21 protein-coding genes, 1 tRNA gene and 2 pseudogenes are annotated in these 23,999 nt (G+C 53.6%); 14 read left to right on the forward strand and 10 right to left on the reverse strand.

Going from position 1 to position 23,999, the window contains the following annotated elements; translation table 11 throughout:
- Position 1: 1 nt before the first annotated feature.
- Together trmH and recG are read left to right on the forward strand one after the other, a co-directional pair.
- Positions 2-691, forward strand: coding sequence for a tRNA (guanosine(18)-2'-O)-methyltransferase TrmH (trmH, locus tag HV157_RS13605; protein ID WP_014168042.1), 690 nt, complete (start codon positions 2-4; stop codon positions 689-691).
- 3 nt (positions 692-694) lie between these two features.
- Entirely contained in the window at positions 695-2,776 is a 2,082-nt protein-coding gene (gene recG, locus HV157_RS13610) for an ATP-dependent DNA helicase RecG (RefSeq protein WP_149376825.1), read from the forward strand.
- Positions 2,777-2,778: 2 nt separating this feature from the next.
- Here recG and gltS read toward each other — a convergent pair whose 3' ends face one another.
- Positions 2,779-3,981: a sodium/glutamate symporter gene (gltS, locus tag HV157_RS13615; protein WP_014168040.1), complete on the reverse strand. Its 1,203-nt coding sequence runs from the start codon at positions 3,979-3,981 to the stop codon at positions 2,779-2,781.
- 225 nt (positions 3,982-4,206) lie between these two features.
- Between gltS and xanP the strand changes: the two genes are divergently transcribed.
- The gene (gene xanP, locus HV157_RS13620; protein WP_020882697.1) at positions 4,207-5,598 is read left to right on the forward strand and encodes a xanthine/proton symporter XanP; all 1,392 of its coding nucleotides are present in this window, start codon (positions 4,207-4,209) and stop codon (positions 5,596-5,598) included.
- Between the two features lie 119 nt (positions 5,599-5,717).
- Positions 5,718-7,421: an AsmA family protein gene (locus tag HV157_RS13625; protein WP_182268076.1), complete on the forward strand. Its 1,704-nt coding sequence runs from the start codon at positions 5,718-5,720 to the stop codon at positions 7,419-7,421.
- A gap of 55 nt (positions 7,422-7,476) precedes the next feature.
- Here the strand turns inward: HV157_RS13625 and yicI are convergent, their stop codons facing one another.
- Together yicI and HV157_RS13635 are read right to left on the reverse strand one after the other, a co-directional pair.
- Entirely contained in the window at positions 7,477-9,795 is a 2,319-nt protein-coding gene (yicI, locus tag HV157_RS13630; protein ID WP_182268075.1) for an alpha-xylosidase, read from the reverse strand.
- Positions 9,796-9,807: 12 nt separating this feature from the next.
- Positions 9,808-11,199, reverse strand: coding sequence for a glycoside-pentoside-hexuronide family transporter (locus HV157_RS13635; RefSeq protein WP_020882700.1), 1,392 nt, complete (start codon positions 11,197-11,199; stop codon positions 9,808-9,810).
- A gap of 287 nt (positions 11,200-11,486) precedes the next feature.
- On the opposite strand from HV157_RS13635, the gene HV157_RS13640 reads away from it, so the two are divergent.
- Positions 11,487-11,581: transfer RNA gene (locus HV157_RS13640), tRNA-Sec, on the forward strand.
- A gap of 93 nt (positions 11,582-11,674) precedes the next feature.
- Complete coding sequence (locus HV157_RS13645; RefSeq protein ID WP_182268074.1) at positions 11,675-13,474, forward strand: hypothetical protein; 1,800 nt, start codon at positions 11,675-11,677, stop codon at positions 13,472-13,474.
- Between the two features lie 17 nt (positions 13,475-13,491).
- Here the strand turns inward: HV157_RS13645 and HV157_RS13650 are convergent, their stop codons facing one another.
- Entirely contained in the window at positions 13,492-13,683 is a 192-nt protein-coding gene (locus HV157_RS13650) for a toxin-antitoxin system HicB family antitoxin (protein WP_040019068.1), read from the reverse strand.
- Between the two features lie 125 nt (positions 13,684-13,808).
- Here HV157_RS13650 and HV157_RS13655 point away from each other — a divergent pair, with 125 nt between their 5' ends.
- Positions 13,809-14,150 carry a SymE family type I addiction module toxin gene (locus tag HV157_RS13655; protein ID WP_182268073.1) on the forward strand — a complete coding sequence of 114 codons (342 nt, stop codon included), beginning with the start codon at positions 13,809-13,811 and terminating at the stop codon, positions 14,148-14,150.
- A gap of 59 nt (positions 14,151-14,209) precedes the next feature.
- Positions 14,210-15,247 carry a RhuM family protein gene (rhuM, locus tag HV157_RS13660; RefSeq protein WP_182268072.1) on the forward strand — a complete coding sequence of 346 codons (1,038 nt, stop codon included), beginning with the start codon at positions 14,210-14,212 and terminating at the stop codon, positions 15,245-15,247.
- Here the strand turns inward: rhuM and HV157_RS13665 are convergent.
- Entirely contained in the window at positions 15,244-15,681 is a 438-nt protein-coding gene (locus tag HV157_RS13665; RefSeq protein WP_182268071.1) for a GNAT family N-acetyltransferase, read from the reverse strand. The two genes, rhuM and HV157_RS13665, sit on opposite strands and share 4 nt — an antisense overlap.
- A 62-nt stretch (positions 15,682-15,743) precedes the next feature.
- On the opposite strand from HV157_RS13665, the gene HV157_RS13670 reads away from it, so the two are divergent.
- Entirely contained in the window at positions 15,744-15,899 is a 156-nt protein-coding gene (locus tag HV157_RS13670) for a hypothetical protein (RefSeq protein WP_153852750.1), read from the forward strand.
- 76 nt (positions 15,900-15,975) lie between these two features.
- Here the strand turns inward: HV157_RS13670 and HV157_RS13675 are convergent, their stop codons facing one another.
- Both HV157_RS13675 and HV157_RS13680 read right to left on the reverse strand, forming a co-directional pair.
- Positions 15,976-17,022, reverse strand: coding sequence for a class I SAM-dependent methyltransferase (locus tag HV157_RS13675; protein WP_040018368.1), 1,047 nt, complete (start codon positions 17,020-17,022; stop codon positions 15,976-15,978).
- Between the two features lie 77 nt (positions 17,023-17,099).
- Entirely contained in the window at positions 17,100-17,624 is a 525-nt protein-coding gene (locus HV157_RS13680) for a lipocalin family protein (RefSeq protein WP_020882704.1), read from the reverse strand.
- A gap of 117 nt (positions 17,625-17,741) precedes the next feature.
- Here HV157_RS13680 and HV157_RS13685 point away from each other — a divergent pair, with 117 nt between their 5' ends.
- From HV157_RS13685 to HV157_RS13705, 5 genes are all read left to right on the forward strand, one after another.
- Entirely contained in the window at positions 17,742-18,467 is a 726-nt protein-coding gene (locus HV157_RS13685; RefSeq protein WP_014168030.1) for a MerR family transcriptional regulator, read from the forward strand.
- 99 nt (positions 18,468-18,566) lie between these two features.
- Positions 18,567-18,980 carry a hydroxyisourate hydrolase gene (gene uraH, locus HV157_RS13690; protein ID WP_121340342.1) on the forward strand — a complete coding sequence of 138 codons (414 nt, stop codon included), beginning with the start codon at positions 18,567-18,569 and terminating at the stop codon, positions 18,978-18,980.
- A 102-nt stretch (positions 18,981-19,082) separates the two neighbouring features.
- The gene (locus tag HV157_RS13695; RefSeq protein WP_020882705.1) at positions 19,083-20,042 is read left to right on the forward strand and encodes a DUF523 and DUF1722 domain-containing protein; all 960 of its coding nucleotides are present in this window, start codon (positions 19,083-19,085) and stop codon (positions 20,040-20,042) included.
- 148 nt (positions 20,043-20,190) lie between these two features.
- Entirely contained in the window at positions 20,191-21,279 is a 1,089-nt protein-coding gene (locus HV157_RS13700) for an AAA family ATPase (protein WP_025206503.1), read from the forward strand.
- Between the two features lie 209 nt (positions 21,280-21,488).
- Positions 21,489-21,698: a hypothetical protein gene (locus HV157_RS13705; protein ID WP_182268070.1), complete on the forward strand. Its 210-nt coding sequence runs from the start codon at positions 21,489-21,491 to the stop codon at positions 21,696-21,698.
- Positions 21,699-21,807: 109 nt separating this feature from the next.
- On the opposite strand, the pseudogene HV157_RS26395 reads toward HV157_RS13705, so the two are convergent.
- The 3 genes and pseudogenes from HV157_RS26395 to HV157_RS13725 all read right to left on the reverse strand — a co-directional run.
- Positions 21,808-22,669 (reverse strand): annotated as a pseudogene (locus tag HV157_RS26395) (VENN motif pre-toxin domain-containing protein); the annotation flags it as partial.
- Positions 22,668-23,024 (reverse strand): annotated as a pseudogene (locus HV157_RS13720) (hypothetical protein); the annotation flags it as partial. The pseudogenes HV157_RS26395 and HV157_RS13720, both read right to left, overlap by 2 nt.
- A 5-nt stretch (positions 23,025-23,029) precedes the next feature.
- Positions 23,030-23,983: a helix-turn-helix domain-containing protein gene (locus HV157_RS13725; protein ID WP_014168024.1), complete on the reverse strand. Its 954-nt coding sequence runs from the start codon at positions 23,981-23,983 to the stop codon at positions 23,030-23,032.
- Positions 23,984-23,999 lie beyond the last annotated feature (16 nt).

Raw genomic sequence — 23,999 nt, forward strand, 5'->3', positions numbered from 1 at the left:
TATGAATTCAAAACGTTACGAGCGTATCTGCGAAATGCTCGCCAGGCGTCAGCCTGACCTGACGGTCTGCATGGAGCAGGTCCACAAACCTCATAACGTCTCTGCAATTGTCCGTACCGCAGACGCCGTAGGCGTGCATGAAGTACACGCCGTCTGGCCGGGTGCCCGCATGCGAACCATGGCTTCAACTGCCGCAGGCAGCAACAGCTGGGTGTCCGTCAAAACCCACCAGACTATTGGCGAAGCCGTATCGCACCTGAAAGGTCGCGGTATGCAGGTCCTGGCCACTAACCTGTCCGCAAAAGCCGTCGATTTTCGTGAGATCGACTACACCCGCCCGACCTGTATTTTGATGGGTCAGGAGAAAACCGGGATCACCCAGGAAGCGCTGGATCTGGCGGATCAGGATATCATCATCCCCATGATCGGCATGGTGCAGTCTCTCAATGTCTCCGTGGCCTCTGCGCTCATTCTCTATGAAGCGCAGCGCCAGCGTCAGAACGCGGGCATGTACAAGCGCAGCAACAGCATGCTGCCGGAAGAGGAGCAGCAGCGCCTGCTGTTCGAAGGTGGTTACCCGGTGCTGGCTCGCGTCGCGAAACAAAAAAAACTGCCTTACCCCCACGTCAACGCGCAGGGCGAAATTGAAGCCGATGCCGAGTGGTGGGCCACCATGCAGTACGCAGGATAACCGATGAAAGGCCGTCTGCTGGATGCCATACCGCTCAATAGCCTGACGGGCGTAGGCGCGGCGCAAAGCAGTAAACTGGCAAAAATTGGCCTGCATACAGTGCAGGATCTCCTGCTCCATCTCCCCCTGCGTTATGAAGACCGCACCCAACTCTATAAGATTGGCGATCTGCTGCCTGCCATTTACGCCACCGTTGAAGGCGAAGTACTGAACTGCAATATCACCTTTGGCGGACGCCGGATGATGACCTGTCAGATCAGCGACGGCACCGGCATTCTCACCCTGCGCTTTTTCAACTTCAATGCGGCCATGAAAAACAGCCTTGCGACCGGTCGCAGGGTGCTGGCCTATGGTGAAGCCAAACGCGGGAAATACGGCGCAGAGATGATCCACCCGGAGTATCGCGTTCAGGGAGATCTGAGCACGCCGGAGCTGCAGGAGACTCTGACCCCGGTTTATCCGACGACCGAAGGCATCAAGCAGGCAACGCTGCGTAAACTCACCGACCAGGCGCTGGAACTGCTGGATACCTGCGCCATTACCGAGCTACTGCCGCCTGAGCTGGCTCAGGGCATGATGAGTCTGCCCGAGGCGCTGCGCACCCTGCACCGCCCGCCGCCAACCCTGCAGCTTAGCGACCTGGAAAGCGGCAAACACCCCGCTCAACGGCGTCTTATCCTTGAGGAATTACTGGCTCATAACCTGAGCATGCTGGCGGTACGGGCGGGCGCGCAGCGTTTTCATGCCCAGCCCTTAAGCCCGCGAAATGAACTCAAAGATAAGCTGCTGGCCTCACTGCCGTTTAAACCCACCGGTGCACAGGCACGCGTCACGGCCGAGATCGAACGCGATATGGCGCTTGATGTGCCCATGATGCGCCTGGTTCAGGGGGATGTGGGGTCCGGTAAAACGCTGGTTGCAGCCCTGGCTGCCCTGCGCGCAATTGCCCACGGCAGGCAGGTGGCGCTAATGGCCCCCACTGAACTGCTGGCTGAACAGCACGCTAATAACTTCCGCGCGTGGTTTGCCCCGCTTGGGATTGAAGTGGGCTGGCTTGCCGGGAAGCAAAAAGGTAAAGCGCGTCAGGCACAACAGGACGCCATTGCCAGCGGTCAGGTACAGATGATTGTCGGCACGCACGCGATTTTCCAGGAGCAGGTGCAGTTTAATGGTCTTGCCCTGGTGATTATCGACGAACAACACCGCTTCGGTGTACACCAGCGTCTGGCGCTGTGGGAGAAAGGGCTACAGCAGGGCTTCCATCCGCATCAGCTGATCATGACTGCCACACCTATCCCGCGCACCCTGGCAATGACCGCCTACGCCGATCTCGATACATCGACCATCGACGAACTGCCGCCGGGCCGTACACCGGTCACCACGGTCGCCATTCCGGACACACGCCGGAGCGATATCATCGACCGCGTGCGCAACGCCTGCACTCACGAAGGCCGTCAGGCCTACTGGGTCTGCACGTTAATTGAAGAGTCTGAACTGCTTGAAGCGCAGGCTGCGGAAGCGACGTGGGAAGAGCTGAAGCTGGCGCTGCCCGAGCTGAACGTGGGTCTGGTTCACGGGCGGATGAAGCCTACTGAGAAACAGGCGGTGATGCAGTCGTTCAAACAGGGTGAACTGCATTTGCTGGTTGCCACAACGGTGATTGAAGTGGGCGTAGACGTGCCCAATTCCAGCCTGATGATCATCGAAAACCCGGAACGTCTTGGCCTTGCGCAACTCCATCAGCTGCGCGGCCGCGTTGGCCGCGGTGCTGTCGCCTCTCACTGCGTGCTGCTCTACAAAGCACCGCTCTCGAAAACCGCACAGATGCGTTTGCAGGTGCTGCGCGACAGTAACGACGGTTTTGTGATTGCACAAAAAGACCTGGAGATCCGCGGCCCAGGCGAACTGCTGGGCACGCGTCAGACGGGTAACGCCGAATTCAAAGTGGCGGATTTACTGCGCGATCAGGCCATGATCCCCGAAGTTCAGCGCCTCGCACGCCATATTCATGAGCGCTACCCCGAACAGGCGGCAGCGTTAATTGAGCGCTGGATGCCGGAAACCGAACGCTATTCCAACGCCTGATCTCAGGCAAACATCGGCAGCATCAGGTAAAGCTTGATCACCAGCGCGTTGACGATATCAATGAAGAACGCCCCGACCATCGGAACCACCAGAAACGCCATATGCGAAGGCCCAAAACGTTCTGTGATCGCCTGCATGTTGGCGATAGCCGTCGGCGTTGCCCCCAGACCAAACCCACAATGCCCCGCCGCCAGCACTGCTGCATCGTAGTTTTTGCCCATCATGCGCCAGGTAACAAACATGGCGTAGAACGCCATAAACAGCGCCTGAACGGCCAGAATAGCCACCATCGGCAGCGCCAGTGAGGCCAGCTCCCAGAGCTTGAGGCTCATCAGGGCCATCGCCAGGAACAGCGACAGGCAGACGTTGCCAAGCACCGATACGGCACGTTCAAATACGCGGTAGAAGCCCATCAGCGCCAGACCGTTACTCAGCAGCACCCCAACAAACAGCACGCACACAAACGTCGGGAGCTCGAACGCTGAACCTGCCAGCCATTGCGCAACCACTTTGCCCACCGTCAGGCAGATGGCAATCATCGCGATAGTTTCAATCAACACCAGCGAAGTGATGGTGCGTCCGACGTCGGGTTTTTCAAAGGCAGTGGGCACCAGCTCATCGTCCGGTCTTCCGTCTGGCGTACCAGAGTGCTTCACCAGATACCGCGCCACCGGCCCGCCGATCAGGCCGCCCAGCACCAGACCGAAGGTGGCGCAGGCCATCGCCACTTCGGTGGCGTTTTCAAAGCCGTAGCGCTCAGTAAACAGCTTGCTCCACGCCGCCCCGGTACCGTGGCCACCAGAGAGGGTGATTGATCCGGCCAGCAGCCCCATCAGCGGATCCAGGCCCAACAGCGTGGCCATCCCGATACCAATGGCGTTTTGCATCACTAGCAGCCCTACCACCACGATCAGAAATACGCCGAGCACTTTACCACCCGTCCGCAGGCTCGCCAGGTTGGCATTCAGGCCAATGGTGGCAAAGAAGGCCAGCATCAGCGGATCTTTCAGGGACATATCAAAATCAATTTCCCAGCCCATGCTTTTCTTCAGCACCAGCAGGGCCAGCGCCACCAGCAGTCCGCCGGCAACAGGTTCAGGAATGGTGTATTTCTTCAGAAGGGAAACGCTGTGTACGAGCTTACGGCCAAGCAGTAAGACCAGCGTTGCGGCAACAAGGGTCGACAACGTATCGAGATGAATCATAAAAGGCTCCTGTTATGCGCGTGTTCCATACACACGCGGCGTTATCCTGGGCCGGCTTGCGCTCGTCATGAGCCGCCGGCGCAAAAAGTGTAATTTTTTTTCCCCATGGGTTGTAGAAAACCTGCTCACAGCGGCAGATTTTCTTGTCTTTTTTTGTTGGCAATCGTTTGCTTTTACCAGGTGGTCAGATAAAATGCCCGCTTTTCCACCGTGGGATTGCCGCCGATGTCCGTTAACACCCTTGAGTCTTCCGATGCGCAACCGATTGCGCAGAAGCAAAATAGCGAACTGATTTACCGCCTTGAAGACCGTCCGCCTCTTCCTCAGACGCTCTTTGCCGCCTGCCAACACCTGCTGGCTATGTTCGTTGCGGTGATCACCCCGGCGCTGCTCATCTGCCAGGCGCTTGGTTTACCGGCTCAGGATACACAGCACATCATCAGTATGTCCCTCTTTGCCTCCGGCGTGGCGTCCATTATTCAAATTAAAGCGTGGGGCCCGGTGGGGTCTGGATTGTTGTCGATCCAGGGCACCAGTTTTAACTTTGTCGCACCGCTGATCATGGGCGGTACAGCCCTCAAAACCGGCGGCGCGGATGTTCCGACCATGATGGCGGCGCTGTTTGGCACGCTGATGCTGGCCAGCTGCACCGAGATGGTGATCTCCCGGGTACTGCACCTGGCGCGTCGCGTGATCACGCCGCTGGTATCCGGCGTGGTGGTGATGATCATTGGCCTGTCGCTGATTCAGGTTGGCCTGACCTCCATCGGTGGCGGTTATGCGGCAATGAGCGACCACACTTTTGGTGCACCGAAAAACCTGCTGCTGGCCGGCGTGGTGCTGGCAATCATTATTCTGCTAAACCGTCAGCGTAACCCGTATCTGCGTGTGGCATCGCTGGTGATCGCCATGGCGGCCGGTTATCTGCTGGCCTGGGCGCTGGGTATGCTGCCGGAGAACACCCCGCAGACCAACAGTGCGCTGATCACCATTCCAACGCCGCTGTACTACGGCCTGGGCATTGACTGGGGTCTGCTGCTGCCGCTGATGCTGGTCTTTATGATCACCTCGCTGGAGACGATTGGCGATATCACCGCCACGTCTGATGTCTCCGAGCAGCCGGTCTCCGGCCCGCTGTATATGAAACGCCTGAAAGGCGGCGTGCTGGCGAACGGCCTGAACTCGTTTGTCTCTGCGGTCTTCAACACCTTCCCGAACTCCTGCTTCGGCCAGAACAACGGCGTGATCCAGCTGACTGGCGTTGCCAGCCGCTACGTCGGTTTTGTGGTGGCACTGATGCTGATCGTCCTCGGCCTGTTCCCAGCGGTAAGCGGTTTTGTGCAGCATATACCTGAACCGGTGCTGGGCGGCGCAACGCTGGTGATGTTCGGGACCATCGCGGCTTCCGGTGTACGTATCGTCTCTCGCGAACCGCTGAACCGCCGCGCCATCATGATCATTGCCCTGTCGCTGGCCGTGGGTCTGGGTGTTTCACAGCAACCGCTGATCCTGCAGTTTGCCCCGGACTGGGTGAAAAACCTGCTCTCTTCCGGCATTGCGGCAGGCGGTATCACCGCGATTGTTCTGAACCTCGTTTTCCCGCCTGAGAAAAATTGATCGCCCTCACGGCAGGCTGTCAACGCCTGCCGTGACATCTCTTTACACCATTCCCGCCTTGAGCATTGCGCATAAATCGTGCATAACTCCCTTATGTGCGTTTCGCGGGATGGAAGACCATGAAATTTATTGGAAAGGTACTCGTCTATCTTCTGGTGGCCCTGCTCGTTGTGGTGCTGGCGCTCTATATTCTGCTCCAGACCCGCTGGGGAGCATCTCAGGCCAGCAACTGGATAACGGTGAATACCGATTACGAACTCAATTTCGACCTGATGGATCACCGCTTTTCGTCACCTTCCCACATCATTCTGGAAAACGTCACGTTTGGCCGCGACGGTAAACCCGCCACGCTGGTGGCCAGGAAAGTCGATATTGGTCTGAGTAGCCGTCAGGTCACCGATCCGCTGCACATGGACACCATTACCCTGTTCGATGGCACGCTTAATCTTTCTCCTCAGACGGCACCGCTCCCGTTCCAGGCGGACCGTTTGCAGTTGAACAACATGGCCTTTAACAGCCCCAATACGGAATGGGATCTCAGCGCACAGAAAGTGACGGGCGGCGTCAGCCCGTGGCAGCCAGAAGCAGGCAATGTGCTGGGTAAAAACGCACAGATCCAGGTGAGCGCAGGCTCACTTACCCTGAACGGCGTGCCGGCCACCAACGTGCTGATCCAGGGGCAGCTCAACGGCAAAGAGGTGGTGCTGAACACCATTGGTGCCGATATGGCGCGCGGTTCGCTCACCGGGTCCGCCCTGCGCAACGCTGACGGCAGCTGGATTATCGACACCATGCGTCTGAATGAGATCCGCCTGCAAAGCGATAAGTCACTGGTGGATTTCTTCGCGCCTCTGACCACCATTCCCTCGCTGCAGATTGGCCGTCTGGAAGTGACTGACGCACGCCTGCAGGGGCCGGACTGGGCGGTGACCGATCTCGATTTAAGCCTGCGCAACCTGACGCTCAGCAAAGGCGACTGGCAAAGTCAGGAGGGGCGTTTGTCCATGAACGCCAGCGAGTTTATTTATGGCTCTCTGCATCTGTTCGACCCGATCATGAATGCGGAGTTCTCCCCGCAAGGCGTGGCGCTGCGCCAGTTTACCTCCCGCTGGGAGGGCGGCATGGTACGTGCTTCCGGCAACTGGCTGCGCGAGGGTAACGCGCTGGTGCTGGACGATGTCGCCATCGCCGGGCTGGAATACACCCTGCCGCAGAACTGGAAAACGCTGTGGATGGAGCCGTTACCGGAATGGCTGAACAGCCTGACGCTGAAAAAATTCGGCCTGAGCCGCAACCTGGTTATCGATATCGACCCGGCCTTCCCGTGGCAAATCACCTCTCTTGATGGCTATGGCGCGAACCTGCAGCTGGCGAAAGATCGCCAGTGGGGCGTATGGGGTGGCAGCGCAACGCTGAACGGCGCGGCGGCGACCTTTAACCGCGTGGACGTGCGTCGTCCGTCGCTGGCGCTGAACGCTAACGCCTCAACGGTAAACATTACCGACCTGAGTGCTTTCACCGAAAAAGACATTCTGGAAGCCACGGCGACGGTTTCACAGCTTCCGCCACGGCAGACCACAATCAGCCTGAACGGACGCGGCGTGCCGCTCAACGTGCTGCAGGCGTGGGGCTGGCCGGCGCTGCCCATTGGCGGTGATGGCAATATCCAGCTAACCGCCAGCGGCAGCGTGCAGGCCAACGCACCGCTGAAGCCGACGGTTAACGGGAAACTGAATGCGGTAAATATGGATAAACAGCAGGTGCAACAGACGATGACGGGGGGAGAGGTGTCGACACTATCCTCGCCCCAGCCCTCTCCCTGAAAGGAAGAGGAAGCAAACCCTCCCCCCGTTGGGGAGAGGGTCAGGGTGAGGAAAATTAAAGGTGTACCACCACCTCATTACCCTCCGCTTTCACCACCACGCCCCACTCGCTCCCGGCCTCTGAGCCGCCTTTTACGCCACTCAGTTTCTGCACGTTGCGCAAGCAGACCGACCAGGTTCGCGCGTCACCTGTGCCGGTAATGGTCACGGTGTCGCCACTGCGTGTGGCTTTCAGCGTAAATGCCACAGAACCGTCCGCCGCAGGCACTTCGCTCACCGCCATCGCGCCATCGCCCAGGTTAAACAGCTGGAAAGCTGTTCCCTCGTTCCAGGCGTAGTCCGGTTTCTGTTGATTGTTGCCCAACGCCAGCAGGGTGTTATCGCGCACATAGACCGGCAGGCTGCGGAAATCATGCTGCTGTTTATGCCAGCGGCTGCCCTTGATTTCATCGTTATGCCAGAGATGGGTCCAGCGCCCTTCCGGCAGATAAAACTGCACGTCACCGGCCTCAGAAAACACCGGGGCTACCATCACCGACTCCCCCAGCATGTACTGACGGTCGAGGTAATCGCATGCCGGATCGTCCGGGAACTCCAGCATCATCGCCCGCAGCATCGGTGTGCCATACTCGCGAGCCAGGGCAGCCTGGCGATAGAGATACGGCATCATCTGACATTTCAGCTGAGTGAAGTGACGCACCACATCACAGGACTCATCATCGTACGCCCACGGTACGCGGTAAGATTTGCTGCCATGCAGGCGGCTGTGGCTGGATAACAGCCCAAACGCGCACCAGCGTTTGTAGACGTGTGCCGGCGCGGTGTTCTCAAATCCACCGATGTCATGGCTCCAGAAGCCAAAGCCGGACAGACCAATCGACAGCCCGCCGCGCAGGCTTTCCGCCATCGACTCGTAGTTGGCGTAACAGTCGCCACCCCAGTGCACCGGGAACTGTTGCGCACCTACCGACGCCGAGCGGGCAAACAGCACCGCCTCATCCGCGCCCACCGTTTCTTTCAGTACGTTCCACACCAGTTCGTTATAAAGGTATGCGTAGTGGTTGTGCATCTTCTGCGGATCGGAACCGTCAAACCACTGGACGTCCGTCGGGATGCGCTCGCCAAAGTCGGTCTTAAAGCAGTCGACGCCAATATCCACCAGGCCTTTCAGCTTGTCGGCATACCACCGGCACGCGTCCGGGTTAGTGAAGTCATAAATCGCCAGCCCCGGCTGCCACTTGTCCCACTGCCACAGGGAGCCGTCCGGGCGCTTGAGCAGGTAGCCCTTCTCTTTCAGTTCGCGAAATACCGGCGACTTCTGGCCGATGTACGGGTTAATCCACACGCAAACCTTCAGCCCTTTCTCCTTCAGGCGGCGGATCATCCCTTCCGGATCCGGGAAGGTCACCGGGTCCCACTCAAAATCACACCACTGGAAGGCCTTCATCCAGAAGCAGTCGAAGTGGAAGACATGCAGCGGCAGGTCGCGCTCCGCCATGCCATCAATAAAGCTGTTCACCGTGGCTTCATCGTAGTTGGTGGTGAACGACGTGGTCAGCCACAGGCCGAATGACCACGCGGGCGGCAGTGCCGGACGCCCGGTGAAGCGCGTATAACGGTTCAGGACCTCTTTTGGCGTCGGGCCGTCTATCACAAAGTACTCGAGATATTCACCTTCCACGCTGAACTGCACTTTGGAGACCTTCTCGGAGCCAATTTCAAACGACACGTTTTCCGGGTGGTTCACCAGCACCCCGTAGCCGCGGTTGGTCAGATAGAACGGGATATTTTTGTATGACTGCTCGGTACTGGTGCCGCCGTCGCGGTTCCAGGTCTCGACCGTCTGGCCGTTACGCACCAGCGCGGTAAAGCGCTCACCGAGGCCGTAGACCGTTTCACCTACGCCCAGATCCAGACGCTCAAAAACATAATGACGATCGGTACGGGTATCCTGCACGTAACCGTTGTTTTTCAGCTGACTGCCGGTAATACGCTGTCCGTTGCGCAGAAAATCCAGCGCCCAGCACTCGCCTTTGGTGACGCGCACGCTGAGGTGACCGCTTTTCAGCTCAGCAAATTCGGCATTGTTTTCAATCTCAACGTTCACCTCTTTGATGACATTCAGAGGATAGTGCGGGCCGTTGTTCAGCGCGCCCTGGAAGTGCTCGATACGCACGCCGACAATCCCTTCCTGAGGGGAGAAAAGACGGACGGTGAACATCAGGGTATCAAGCTGCCAGGTACGTTCTCGTACATCACGCGGCGCCACGTACACCACAAGGTCATTGCCCTGCTGCTCTACATCGAACACATGAACCGGGCAGGTGACGTTCAGGCCCGGTTGAATGAGCCAGTTTCCATCACTGATTTTCATACTATCGTCCTCTTAGTTCTGTAATTCTTTACTCACCGGCAGGTTGTCAAACTCCTGCTGATTGCGGCGCGCGCCGTGTGCCAGCTCGCTCATGATTTTGGTCAGGAAAGGCGTTTTCAGGGTGTAGTAGCGTTTGGCGATGATGGCGCTCAGCACATAGCAGACCGCCGGGGCCAGGGTGAACAGGCCGATAATGATGCTGATGGTCGCGCTGTTCTGGGTTTTAGCTGCGGCGTCATAACCCCCCCCTGCCAGCATCCAGCCGATCATCGCCCCGCCCAGCGCCAGGCCGAGTTTCAGCACAAACAGCGTGCCCGCGAAGCTGATGCCGGTAAGACGCTTGCCGTTTGTCCATTCGCCGTAGTCGACGGTATCGGACATCATGACCCACTGGATCGGCGTCACCAGCTGATGCAACACCCCAATCACAAAGATGAAGGTGAACATCACTACAGTGGCATGCATGGGAACGAAGAACATCGCCACGCTGACCACTGCCAGGGCGGCGTTAGTCCACCAGAAGATGCTGACCTTGCATTTCCAGTCGGTGAGCGGTTTCGCCAGCGCAGAGCCAATCAGGTTGCCGACACAGTAGGTGGTGAGGAACGCGACAAAGATTTCCGGTGAGCCCATGATCCAGGTGCAGTAGTACATCATCGCGCCGCCACGCACGCAGACGGCGAGGATATTAAGAATGGTCAGCACACCAACAATACGCCACTGGTCGTTGTGCCAGATATCTCGCAGGTCTTCGCGCATGGAGGTGGTGCTCGGCGGCACCTGGATGCGCTCTTTGGTGGTGAAGAAGCAGAACGCCAGCATCAGAAACGCGACCACCGACAGCACAGCTATCCCACCCTGGAAACCGAACGCTTTGTCATCGCCACCAATCAGGTTAACCAGCGGCATCATCAGTACCGTCGAGAGCATGCCGCCCGCGGTCGCCAGCACAAAGCGCCAGGACTGCAGGGAGATACGCTGCGTCGGGTCGTTGGTGATCACACCGCCCAGCGCGCAATAAGGGATGTTAACCACGGTATAGAGCAGCGTCAGCAGCGTGTAGGTAATGGCGGCATAGATCATTTTGCCGTTGAGGCTGAGGTCCGGCGTGGTGTAGGCCAGCACGCAGACAATGCCGAACGGGATAGCACCGAACAGTATCCACGGCCGGAATTTACCCCAGCGGCTGCGGGTGCGGTCAGCGATCAGGCCCATGCACGGGTCCGAAATCGCATCCAGCGCACGTGCCAGCAGGAACATCGTGCCGACAAACCCGGCAGGAATACCGAAGATATCGGTATAGAAAAACATCATGTACAACATAACGTTATCGAAGATGATGTGACTGGCGGCGTCACCCATGCCGTAGCCAATCTTCTCTTTTACTGACAATACGTCGCTCATTTTTTTATCCTTCACGCTGTAGGGGGCGCTGAGACCGGTTACAGATTTTTAAACCATTGTTTCAGGAGCGGGTATTGCGTTTTCTGGTTAGCTGGTTACGTTTCTTGTTTTTTGTGATCGCGGTAAATATTGACGAGCACGAAATGCTAACCTGAGGATTTTCTTAGGAATTAACTGAAACAGGGGTGTTAAGGTCAAAAGAGAGGTGAAAAAAGTGTGCCGGGGTATGTGGTAAATGCCTGAAAGTAGCTATAATGCGCCCCGCCTCCATGTAGCAATGCAGGCGCGGAAGATCGTCATCTCCGGTGAGGTGGCTGGACTTCAAATCCAGTTGGGGACGCCAGCGTTCCCGGGCAGGTTCGACTCCTGTGATCTTCCGCCAAAATTCTTTTCATATGTGATGGACATCACTAGATCATTCTAAAAATTCATATATACATCTCATTTCTCACTTCCTATAATTAATGAGATCGTTATGAACGATATTCAAAAGGAACATCTTTCGCCTTTTTTCTCTGTTTTAGTTGGTTTTAATAAATCAAACTACACGCCTAAATTTATACATGAAACTATAATGCAAATTATAGATACTAAAATTTATAATGAAGGAGATATATTAAAATACCCATTATCAACTGAACTAATTAATGATTCCACATTATTTATTTCTCCTTACTCTATAAAAAAAATTCCAAGCTGGACCAGCAGAAATGATATTCATGATACAGAAAATCATGTTGCTTTGACTTTTAACCTTGGTAGTTATGTGGCATTTTATTTTTCAGAAAAAGGAATGAAAGACTCGATAAGGGAGTATTTTAAAAGCACATCACTGCCATACTTACATCCTGTTGAAATATCTAAATTAAATCACTTATTTATTAATGAAGATAATATCAAGATGTTATGGTTGTTAGGTATACATGGAAAGAATACTTTTAAGGCTGATTCAAAAGTATTGGGCGGCAATAGTGTAGCAGAATCTTTAGATCCTTTAGAGGATCAATCTTACATGATGTCTGCTGTGCGAACCGAAATTGGTATCAATAATAAAACAATAGGGCTAAATCCCTTTAAGTCATCTATTTGGAAAGGTCCATGTAAAGATTGGGAAACTTTTGAAAAAAATGTTATCGAAATATTGGACATGCTAAACTCTAACGACCAAAACAACCTTTCGCCAATAGGCATTTTAGCTAGCCCAATAAATGAGTTAACAGGCGTAAAAGATGCTTATGATTTTTCCGTGCTTGATCACGATTTCGTTCCTTACGAAATGAGCATTACAAAATCTGAATTACTAAGAAAGATTTCCAAGAAATATAAGACTGAAATCTCGCCTAACATAGGCTCATCCTTTTCACTAAAAGTTTTTTATGAAAATGTTCATTGCGGCGATATTAGCGTAAAGTTAATAATAAAAGAATATGAAGTTTCTTTTGAGATTTGTAGCCTCCATCCAATTCCACAAAAAAAAGATATACTCAATAATTACGCTAAGATTCTTAAATACCCTGAATTAATTAAGTGTTGGTATGAGTCCGGTCATGCGATAGTAAATACATGGATTTTTAAAACCGATTATAAAGATGTTGAATATAATAGGTTCATTTGGGCTGACTTCGAGAAATTTGATATCTGTAAAGAGAAACCTTTAGTGTCAGAAAAACTCGATTTAAGCATGATAGGAATGCAGGATTCTCTTTTTTGCTGGGTAAGGAATAGATGGAATAGTCGTTGGAATACTTACGAAAATTTCAATACTACTGAAAAACCTACAGGTTGGTTATATTGCGACGATGGCGCGGGAGAAAAAGCAGATTTTATTCATATCGATGAGTATCTTGGAACGACTATAGTATCTCTGATTCATATAAAAGCAGCCAATAGTATTAGCAGTGGTAGAAGAATATCTGTTGGTGCTCATGATATTGTTTTGAGTCAAGCAGTAAAAAACCTTAGATACTCAAATCGTAAAAACCTCATTCAGGATCTAACTGAAAGGGCTGCTAATTCTAAAAATAAAATGTGTTGGCATGAAAATAAATTAATACAATCTTCTGATTTTTTAAATAAACTTACAACTTTAAACGCCAACCCTAATAAAATAAAAACCCGTGTGATAGTTATACAGCCCCATACAACTAAGAGCTATTATTTGAAATCACATAATAATAATATCAAAAGACAATTAGACGTACTGTTAGTTAGTTCCGACAATGCAATAAAATCTTCAGGCGCAGAGTTTCACATTATAGGCTTTAATGATGATTGAATTTTTGAATATTATCTCTAACCGTTAGGTTCAATTCCTTTAGATCTCAATGCATCCCTCGCCAGCTCCTTCAGCCAGCTGGCGAGACTCACTCCTTCCTCAGCCGCTACAGCATCCAACTGTTCCTTCAATGCCGGATCAATACGCATCTTAAATTGCGGAGACTGTCCGCCGCCTTTTGGTTTTTTTTCGCGCGATATGATTGACATGACGCCACCTATCCATTTAATCTCACACACATAGGAGGCCACCTATACCTCCTGTCTTTGCAACGCCCCGATGTGCGGGAACACAACCGGAGCGTCTAACCTCACCAACTATCAAGGAGTTGATTATGGCTGATTCGCATTCTAACCCAGACACCGACCAGTCCGGAACCGAGCGTTCGTTAATTGTGGGATACCGCCCGAATGTTTTCGACAAATCCACGCCGAAAATTATCCTTTCCGGCAAATGGCTACGTGCCGCGGGTTTTGATACCGGAAAGCAGGTCACGGTAAAGGTCATGAAAGGGTGCATCGTTCTGATGGCTTATAACGAGCAGGAGCAAAGGTTGCAGGATGATTACAAACGGACGAAGGCAAAGCTTATTCAGATAGAGGAAGCGCTTGCCGCGATTAAAACTCAATTTCCTGGAAAGCTCCTCGAAAAATCAAATACAAACCACCTGGTTTAGCAGTTGTTTCTGGCATACTACGTGCTTATAGGGTTAGACGTTGAAGGTGTGGAGGCGACATGGTAGATAAAGACGTAATCCAATCTCCGGTAGGCGAATTTATTATGTTTTCCAGCGGTGACGGAAGAGTACGTGTCGAATGTCGCTTCGAATCAGACACAATCTGGTTATCCCAGGCAGCAATGGCCGATCTGTACGGTAAAGATGTTCGAACCATCAATGAGCATCTTATGAATATATTTTCCGAGGGTGAAATTGATCAACATTCAACTATCCGGAAATTCCGGATAGTTCGCCAGGAAGGAAAACGTAACGTGTCCAGAGAGATAGATCACTACACCCTCGAAGCAATACTTGCTGTGGGGTACCGTGTTCGTTCGCCTCGCGGCATCCAATTCCGCCAGTGGGCTACCCAAACGCTCCAGGAATATCTGGTAAAAGGTTTCGTTATGGACGACGAGCGCCTGAAGAATCCGCCTGTCGGATCATCCGCCGTACCTGACTATTTCGATGAAATGCTGGAACGCATTCGCGACATTCGAGCCAGCGAACGCCGGGTGTATCTCCGCGTGAAGGAGATTTTTGCGTTAGCCGCTGATTACCAACCATCGCTTAAAGAAACCACCCAGTTCTTCCAGACCATCCAGAATAAACTGCATTTTGCCTGCACGGGTCATACCGCTGCTGAGTTGATTCACCAACGTGCAGACGCCACTCAACCGCATATGGGACTGACCAGCTATAAAGGCGAAGAAGTCAGCAAATGCGATGTCACCACCGCTAAAAATTATTTGTCGCAAGATGAAGTAAGCGAACTAAATCGCGTCGTGAATATGTGGCTCGATTTTGCTGAAGATCAGGCCAAACGCCGCAAGCAGGTATTTTTACGAGACTGGCAAACCAAACTCGATCAGTTCCTGCAATTTAACGACCGGGACGTTTTAGAAGGGGCAGGTAAAATCAGCAAGAAAGCGGCTGATGAAAAGGCATGCTCAGAATACATGGCGTTTGAAAAAAAGCAGCGCCTGCAGAAAGAAGCCGAAGGAGAGAAAGATATCATCGGCTTAGTAAAATGGGATAAGCAGGCTAAGCGCTAATCCCGGAGCTTCATATGCAACAACGGAAATGCATTCCCTTGTCCGTCCAGTTCTGAGCGCCCCACCTGCACAAACCCCATATGCTGATAAAACGCAACGCCCTGCGGGTTTTGCTCGTTTACATCCACTTCATTCGCACCAAAATGCGCAATGGCATAGTTCAGCAGCAATTTCCCTACGCCTTTTCCCCGGCTCGCATCATCCACAAACAGCATTTCAATGCGGTTTTCATCGACGCCTAAAAAGCCATGAATAACACCCGCTTCATCACGGGCAATCATAACCTTGAGATTGGGCAGATAGGCATTGAGCAATAACGGGCGCAGCGCCGCAATATCACTTTCCTGTAAAAAGTGATGGGTGGCACGAACGGAAGACTCCCAGACTGTGACGAGACGTTCGAAGTGTGAGGGGTGTGCAGATTCGATTTTCATGAGGGGGATCATTATAGAGCGCAGCGATTAAATCAAGTATCCAGAAGCATGGAGGCAATAAAATGAAGACCTTAAATGAAGTAATAAACTCTCGAACCTGTGAAAGTCGAGAGCGTATCAAGGAAATGGCCCGGAAGTTGGTGCAGGAAACTGGTCAGCAGATAGAGCATGAAAAGCAAGAATCCCCAACAGACATTGAGAATAAAGAAACCAGCTAATCCTTCATGGTAGTTGTTCGGGTAAACCGAACAACTGAGGAACGGTAAATATTGTAGCGCCCTGTCCCCCCTCACCCTAGCCCTCTCCCTCAGGGAGAGGGAACTGACCGTGCGGTTTGTCATCCCCCACCTTAATCTCCATCACCGCATACACCCCGTCTTTCGGGACCACCACGGTGACATTTTCCACCGGCACGCCTGCCGCGATATGAATATCCTGCAGCTGCCGGAGCGTCCGCGGATAAATATCCTCCCAGCCGATACAGCGCAAAATAAAATCGATTTGTGGGCTGCTGGCCAGCATATTCGAGACAATCACCGCCCCGCCGGGCTTTATCAGCCGCAGCGCACGCTGGAGAAAAATCACCGCATCGGCATCGTTGAAATAGTCGAAAATTCCCAGCGCATCCACCAGTTCGGCCTGATGCTCGCCCAGCTCATGCAATAAATCTTCGTTACGCACCAGCGTATGGAGCAAGTTGCGCCTGAGCAGGGTCAGCTGTTCACCCACGATAATACCTTCCTGCGCCGCCATGGTTTCGGCCCAACTGAGCGCCACAGGGTCTTTATCCACCAGCGTCAGATACACCTGCTGGCCGTCGAGCTTCGCCTCGCGCAGCGCCTCCAGCACGGGAATTGCAGCCCCGCTCGCCAGGCTCACCCAATTGTTATCGTTCCCGTTGCGGATGTATTTATCCACCATCGCAGCCAGTACTTTTGCACGGGAGCGCACACCAATGGCATCGTTCGCATGGATAAACCACTGGCGGCTGTCGCTGTCCATTCGGGTTCCGTCTGGCAGGCGCTCCTCCAGCGGGTTTTGCACCACAAAAAGCGCCAGCGCAGAGGGAACCAGCCGGGTACGCCACGCGGTGAGCGCCGGACGATTGCGGTAGGCTTGCCCGGAATAACGGTTCTGTGGGACAAGCACGGCCTGTCCCCCCTCTTCGTATTCAATCAACGGAGGACGAAGCGCCGGGTCGGCTTTCAACGCCCGATTAATCGAATTGATCTCACGGGCAGTGTCGTCCTTCATCGGCCACTGGTCGCTAATATCCGGAAATGACGCACTGAAAATGGTCATATTTTCCGGTGCGTCGCCGCGAAAAGGCTGCCAGTTCATGTCGTCGTCTCCCGTTGAGCTTTTAACGGAAGTCTATCCAGGCGAGCCAGTAAAACCCTACGAAGAAAGCACGATCTTCACTGCTTAACCCACACCAGCTGATCAACCTTGAAGCCCAGACTGCGTGCGGTATTCAGGTAGTCCTGTTTCACGGCATCCGGAATCGTCGGCGTGCGAGACAGGATCCACAGATAGTCGCGGTTCGGGCCGCTCACCAGCGCATACTGGTACTTATCGTCCAGCTTGATCACGTTATAGCCGCCGTAGAAGGGGCCGAAGAACGACACCTTCAGCGCTGCCGTCGTCGGTTCGCCGGTAAAGTACGCTTTGCCTTCACTCTCATTCCACTTGTTTTTGACCGGGTCGAAACCCCGGTTAAGCACGCTGATGCCACCGTCGCTGCGCTCGCCATAGGTGGCGGTCACCTGCTCCAGACCTCGTTCGAAGCGGTTTTCCAGGCGGGCGACTTCATACCACTTGCCGAGATAGCGGCTGGCTTCAAAATTTGAAATGGGCTTTACGCCTTTCGGTGGCGTAGGGGATTTGCAGGCCACCAGAGTCAGGGCAATGGCGACACCCGTCACAACAGGCCATAGTTTCATGAGAATTCCTTTCATTTGCACGGTTGGAAGTAAAGTGTAGTGCACCGTTACGGCGCTTCATCCCGTGAGGGAAAATTCGTAGTATATTGAGAGTATTCCTCCACTCTGGACACGGACATGGCTTACTCCATCGGCGAATTCGCCAGACTCAGCGGGATCACCGCCACGACGCTGCGGGCATGGCAACGTCGCTATGGTTTACTCAAGCCACAGCGCACGGAGGGCGGCCATCGCCAGTACAGTGATGAGGACGTCCAGCAGGCACTGAAAATCCTCGACTGGGTGAAAAAAGGCGTGCCCATCGGCCAGGTCAAACCGCTACTGGAACGCCCCGTCCCGCGCCGGACCAACAACTGGCAAACGTTGCTTGAGACCATGCTGCAACGCCTGCAGGACGGGAAAATTGAGTCCCTGCGCCAGATGATTTACGACGCTGGCCGCGAATACCCCAGGCCAGAGCTGGTTGCAAATGTGCTGCGTCCGTTGCGCAGCCAGATGTCAGCCAACATCCCTGCCGCCATGACCCTGCGCGAGATCCTCGACGGTATTATCATCGCCTACGCCTCGTTCTGCCTTGAAGGCGACAAAAAAGCGCCGGGTGATAACATCCTGCTTAGTGGCTGGTACCTGAATGACCCATGTGAAATCTGGCTCGAGGCCCTGACGCGTACCGGACAAGGACACCGTATCGATATTTTGCCTACCCCCTCCACGTCACTGGCGCCTGAGATTTTCCCCGAGCGCAAATGGCTTCTGGTGACCAGCGGTAAACTGACCGCCGCACGGAAAAAGCAGGTGGCACAGTGGCAGCAGCAGGTATCCCTTGAAGTGATTATCCTCTGATTATTTTCTCCTGCGGTAAACTTCACGAAAAGTTGAATATTTTTCCGTCCCGCAAATGCTAACGTTTTCCTGTGACTGACAACCCCACAGGAAAACACAATGAAAAAAACAACCCCTCTGCTGATGCTGGCCGCCATGGCCTTTACTCCTGCCGCGTTTAGCGCCCCTGCCGGCACCCTGAGCGTACATATTCTCGACCAGCAAACCGGGATGCCGCCATCTGACGTTACCGTCACGCTGGAGAAGCAGCAGCAGCAGAACACATGGACCCAGATTGCCAGCGGCAAAACCGACCACGACGGACGTATCAAATCACTCTATCCGCAGGATCAGGACATGCAGCCAGGCGTGTATAAAGTGACCTTTAAAACCGCTGATTACTTCCACGGCAAAAAGCTGGACACCTTCTTCCCGGAGATCCCAGTGCTATTTACCGTGACCCGAACCAACGAGAAACTTCACATCCCGCTTCTGCTGAGCCAGTACGGCTACTCGACCTACAAGGGCAGTTAAGCCGCATTGATTTTAAAGGATAATAAAAAATAACTCCGCCAATACTTGGACAAATTACTAATGTTGTGTAAGTTTTAGATATACGAACTGGAGACACACACCATGACAATGAAACCTGTAATCGGTATTAGCGGATGTTTGACCGGTTCCGCCGTTCGCTTCGACGGCGGACATAAGCGTATGGGCTTTGTCATGGACGAACTGGCCCAGTGGGTGAATTTCAGGCCCGTCTGCCCTGAGATGGCCATCGGCTTGCCGACGCCACGCCCTGCACTGCGTCTTATCGTGACGGACAGCGGTGAAACCCAGATGCGTTTTAGCCACGCCCCGCACGAAGACGTTACGCAAAAGATGGCTGACTTTACGGCAGATTATCTGCCTAAAATCGGCGATCTGGCGGGATTTATCGTCTGTGCAAAATCCCCCAGCTGCGGCATGGAACGCGTGCGGCTGTATGATGAAAACGGCAACCGGGGCCGCAAGGAGGGTGTCGGGCTGTTCACTGCCACCCTCCTTGAAACCCTGCCGTGGTTACCCGTGGAAGAAGATGGCCGCCTGCACGATCCGGTGTTGCGGGAAAACTTTGTTGAGCGTGTTTTCGCGCTTCATGAACTGAACACACTGCGCGCCCAGGGTCTGACGCGCCGTGCGCTATTAGATTTCCACAGCCGCTACAAACTTCAGCTGCTGGCGCACCATCAGGCGGGTTATCGTGAAATCGGCCCGTTCGTTGCCACGCTGCACGAGTGGGAAGATCTGGACGCCTTCTTTGTGGCGTACCGCGAAAAGCTGATGACCATCCTGAAAAAACCTGCCTCGCGGAAAAATCACACCAACGTGTTGATGCATATTCAGGGGTATTTCCGTAACCAGCTCAACAGCCGCCAGCGCGGCGAACTTCGCGACGTGATCCTGCACTACCGTAACGGGCAGTTGCCCATCCTCGCGCCGATCACGCTGCTGAAGCACTACCTGGCCGAATACCCTGACCGGTATCTGATGACGCAAAACTACTTTGATCCCTATCCTGATGATTTGGGTCTGCGTCTGGCAGTCAAGTGATCATAAAAATGCGAAGGCCCCATTGACCCTCAGAGGCCCAAAGCAGTACCCCGTTTAGACGACACCCTCACTGTCGTCTCTTTTTTTGCATTTAACCTTAAAGACTGTAATTATATACAGGCCTACAGTGCAAAAAAGGAGCCTGCCTGTGATCAAAAGCCTGCATATCCAAAACTACCGCTCGATTCGCGACATGTCGCTGGAACTGGAAGCGCTCAATATCGTCTTCGGCCCCAACGGTACCGGGAAATCGAATATCTACAAGGCGATATACCTGATGCACAGCGCGGCGCAGGGGCAGTTCTCCCAGGCGCTGGCAAATGAAGGCGGTATTCTGAAGGTGTTCTGGGCAGGTAAGACCCGTAGCGACCAGCTCCGGCGGATGAACCTCGCGGTGGAAACGGACACTTACGAGTACGAGCTGCAGGTGGGCTTTGTCGAGCAACTGCCCTATCCCTCCCAGTTTCAGCTCGATCCAGTCATTAAAGAAGAGTCCATCTGGCTTACCGGTCAGCGCCGTCGCCCTTCATCACAGCTGATGAAGCGCAGGAATCAGGCGGTGTTTCTCAACAACGTGCACCACGAAAAAGTGACTCACAGCGGCACGCTGTATGAAAACGAATCGGTGTTCGGGCAGCTCGGTGAACCGCATCTCTACCCGGAAGTGTCGCAGATGCGCGAGTCCCTGCGTAACTGGCGCTTTTATCATGAATTTTCCGTCTCATCCGGCTCGGCGATGCGTGCCCCGCAGGTCGGTTTCCGCTCCCCGGTACTGGCCAGCGACGGCGCCAACCTGGCGGCCGCATTTCAGACCATTGTCGAGATTGGCGATGAAATGTTGCTGATGCGCATTCTCGACCAGGCCTTCCCCGGCTGCGAGTTTTACAGCGACAACACCGGCGGACGTTTTCGCATGATGATGCAGCGCGAGGGGCTGAGCAGGCCGCTGGAACCGGCGGAGTTTTCCGACGGGACGCTGCGCTTCCTGTGCCTGGCGGTAGCGCTGTTAAGCCCACGCCCACCGGCCTTTATCGCGTTGAACGAACCGGAAAACAGCCTGCACCCGCAGATGCTGCCCGCGCTGGCGAGCTTAATCGCCGAGGCCAGCCACTACTCACAAATTTGGCTCACCAGCCACTCGCCGGAACTGGCGAATTTGATTGAGAAACAGCGGTCGTTTTCGCTGTATCAGCTGTCGATGGTGGAGGGGGAGACGAGGGTGGAGAGGCTGGGGTAGTTTTTTGTCTTCTTGCTTCATTAAATTGAGTGATTAATAAGTGACAACGCCTTCGACCAACCACCAGTGAACTGCGGGGATGCGCTGAAGGGCTGAGCGTCGTCAGTATTGACCAGCCAAAGATATGTGAATGACTAAGATCCCGGTTCAGTAAGCGAGATCTTAGTTTTACTCTTTTCTCAGATATACCATATGTATTTTTATTTTTTATGGGTAGTCAAGACACTGGAATGTTGTATCACAGTAATTATGCCTCAGATCCAGCCCATTATTTTTTGCTACAACTTGCCGATTTTTATCATTTTTTTAGCACGTTAGCGATCAATAACATTACTCCAGCAAAACTACCAATGTATATACTTATTTTACCTAAAAAAAAAATAATACTCGGTGAAAAAGATATTGGTATTCCTTTATAAACTAAGAAAAAAACCTCTCCGCATGCATATAAAACGATCCCTGTCAGAAAAATTGAAACCATACTAAATACTATAAAAAAAACCAGAGGAAGAGTATATTTTAGTATTTTCATCTACCATCTCCTACTTGCTTCATTTTATACTCTGTATATTTACCTCCAACTTCTGAAGAAATACTACCACCAATGTCACCAATTGAGCTTGGCACATTGCTTGGTTTCATTTCTTTTGAAAGACCATAATCCCCTTTTACTTCAGTAAACTGTCTTAGGTGAGTGTTAAACTTGGGATCCCAACCACCTTTCCACCAGTTAGCACCAGCGTTAACTCCCCATTTAAGGCCATTGCCAATGCCATAACCCACAACGGAACCTGCACCATTTACTAACGCACCAGATATTGGATCTTTACCTTCAAGCCAGTTTCCTAATGCACCTCCGGCCGCATTCCAGCCAACTGTTCCTCCAATACCATTTCCGGCACTGATCACATTAACCCAGCCACCAATAATAGCTGTTGTTAGGTCTATAGTTCCATCAGCTAGATAGTTGATACCAGCATTAGCACCTGCGCCTAATCCCCATAAGACCTGAGCGCTACCGGGTAAGAGAGCTAAGCGCCACCCCTACGGCATAACGTTCATTCATTGCTTTCTGACATGCGGCCCCACTCGGATTATCGGAACAGGTCGTCATATCGACGCCGTGCTGGCGTATCCACGCTGCCTGAGCCTCTTCACTACCGTCGAATAAATTATTCTCAACACTATTCTTCCCTGCACTGGCCCCGGCCGCCGCACCAGCCGTATTTCCCCCGGCCAGCCCGCCAGCTATGCCCGCTGAAACAGATGCCAGCGTACTCACGGTCTGCTTCTGCCCTTCCGTCAGCGTCGACGGGTCTGTGTCCGGACAGAGCTGTCTGGCAATCGCTGTCGCAATCAGTTCGCCGGATGCCGCCCCCACAGCGCCTGCTGTTGGTGATGCTTCCCCCCTTCAGGGTGACGTTGTTGCCCGCAATCACGCTGCCGTTATTGACGGTAACGTCCTTCGGGGACAGGTAAAGCTTCGGCACCATCACCGTTTCGCCGTTGACGGCGGCCTTCTCCCACCACAGTAAGCTGTGGTCGAGCGCAGCAATCTGATCCGCAGTCAGCGAGACGCCAAACTGCAGGCCCAGCGACTGCTGCGCCGCCGCGGCGTTATCCATCAGATAGCGCATCCGATCCAGATCGGAGCCGATACCGTTCAGGTAGCGGTTATCGGTCTGGTCGAGCACTACGTTGGAAACATAGCGGGTATCGAACGCCGCATCGCCGAGGAAGCCGTAATAAATTAATGACGAAGCCGAAAAGTCTTACGCCATTCTGCCGGACTCACGCCAAAACGCGCCTTAAATTGCTGGCGCCAGGTCACCGCAGAGTTAAACCCTACCAGCTCTGCCACGCTTTCAATGGGCATATTCCCGGCTTCTAACAGTATCTGGCTGCGCCGCAGGCGCTCGGTGGTCAGCCAGTCGGCCACGCTCATTCCGGTGGCTTTTACAAAATGGCGGGTAAGCGTGCGGCGGCTCATCGATACCACCTCTGCCAGCGAGTCCAGATTATGCGGTTCGGCAATGTGCTGCTGGAGATAGTCAATCAGGGAGTTGATTCGTCCGTCACGGGTATCTTTCGGTACCGGCTGGGCAATAAACTGTGCCTGCCCCCCCTCGCGGTGTGGCGGTACGATCATACGGCGGGCAATCTGGTTAGCGACCACGCTGCCAAAGCGCTGGCGGATGATGTACAGGCAGCAGTCAAGCGCGGCAGCGGTACCCGCAGAGGTGATGATATTGCCGTCATCGACGTAGAGCGCATTGATATCCAGCTTTACGTCCGGGAAAAGCGTCTGAAACTGATGTTCAAACTCCCAGTGCGTGGCCGCGCGTTTACCGTCGAGAATGCCCGCATAACCCAGCACAAACGACCCCAGACAAAGCCCGACGATCTCCGCCCCGTTGTCTCTGGCCTGGACCAGGCTGTCGAGAAGCGTCTGGGGCGGGCGTTGCTGGACATGCTGCCAGTAAGGCACCACGACGATATCAGCCTGGCCGATGGCGGAGAAATCGTGAGTCGCGTTAAGCGCAAACCCGTCTGTGGATGTCAGTAATCCCGGTTTTTCGGCGCAGATCAACACACTAAAGCGCTTTTCGCCGGATACCGTATCACCAAACAAAATGCAGGGAACGGAGTAGTGGAACGGGCTGAACCCGTCTACCGCAACAATCGCGACGTTGATTAGCGCCATGTATCTCTCCTTTCCC

The sequence above is a fragment of the Enterobacter sp. RHBSTW-00318 genome (assembly GCF_014101375.1).
GTDB lineage: Bacteria > Pseudomonadota > Gammaproteobacteria > Enterobacterales > Enterobacteriaceae > Enterobacter > Enterobacter ludwigii.

Coding starts and splice junctions, on each gene's coding strand:
- uraH (WP_121340342.1), top strand. CDS start 18,567: ATGAAAAAAACAACCCCTCTGCTGATGCTGGCCGCCATGGCCTTTACT.
- HV157_RS13680 (WP_020882704.1), bottom strand. CDS start 17,624: ATGAAACTATGGCCTGTTGTGACGGGTGTCGCCATTGCCCTGACTCTG.
- HV157_RS13635 (WP_020882700.1), bottom strand. CDS start 11,199: ATGAGCGACGTATTGTCAGTAAAAGAGAAGATTGGCTACGGCATGGGT.
- rhuM (WP_182268072.1), top strand. CDS start 14,210: ATGGTAGATAAAGACGTAATCCAATCTCCGGTAGGCGAATTTATTATG.
- HV157_RS13625 (WP_182268076.1), top strand. CDS start 5,718: ATGAAATTTATTGGAAAGGTACTCGTCTATCTTCTGGTGGCCCTGCTC.
- HV157_RS13725 (WP_014168024.1), bottom strand. CDS start 23,983: ATGGCGCTAATCAACGTCGCGATTGTTGCGGTAGACGGGTTCAGCCCG.
- HV157_RS13705 (WP_182268070.1), top strand. CDS start 21,489: ATGGGTAGTCAAGACACTGGAATGTTGTATCACAGTAATTATGCCTCA.
- yicI (WP_182268075.1), bottom strand. CDS start 9,795: ATGAAAATCAGTGATGGAAACTGGCTCATTCAACCGGGCCTGAACGTC.
- HV157_RS13645 (WP_182268074.1), top strand. CDS start 11,675: ATGAACGATATTCAAAAGGAACATCTTTCGCCTTTTTTCTCTGTTTTA.
- xanP (WP_020882697.1), top strand. CDS start 4,207: ATGTCCGTTAACACCCTTGAGTCTTCCGATGCGCAACCGATTGCGCAG.
- HV157_RS13655 (WP_182268073.1), top strand. CDS start 13,809: ATGGCTGATTCGCATTCTAACCCAGACACCGACCAGTCCGGAACCGAG.
- HV157_RS13675 (WP_040018368.1), bottom strand. CDS start 17,022: ATGAACTGGCAGCCTTTTCGCGGCGACGCACCGGAAAATATGACCATT.
- HV157_RS13685 (WP_014168030.1), top strand. CDS start 17,742: ATGGCTTACTCCATCGGCGAATTCGCCAGACTCAGCGGGATCACCGCC.
- recG (WP_149376825.1), top strand. CDS start 695: ATGAAAGGCCGTCTGCTGGATGCCATACCGCTCAATAGCCTGACGGGC.
- HV157_RS13650 (WP_040019068.1), bottom strand. CDS start 13,683: ATGTCAATCATATCGCGCGAAAAAAAACCAAAAGGCGGCGGACAGTCT.
- trmH (WP_014168042.1), top strand. CDS start 2: ATGAATTCAAAACGTTACGAGCGTATCTGCGAAATGCTCGCCAGGCGT.
- HV157_RS13695 (WP_020882705.1), top strand. CDS start 19,083: ATGACAATGAAACCTGTAATCGGTATTAGCGGATGTTTGACCGGTTCC.
- HV157_RS13665 (WP_182268071.1), bottom strand. CDS start 15,681: ATGAAAATCGAATCTGCACACCCCTCACACTTCGAACGTCTCGTCACA.
- HV157_RS13670 (WP_153852750.1), top strand. CDS start 15,744: ATGAAGACCTTAAATGAAGTAATAAACTCTCGAACCTGTGAAAGTCGA.
- gltS (WP_014168040.1), bottom strand. CDS start 3,981: ATGATTCATCTCGATACGTTGTCGACCCTTGTTGCCGCAACGCTGGTC.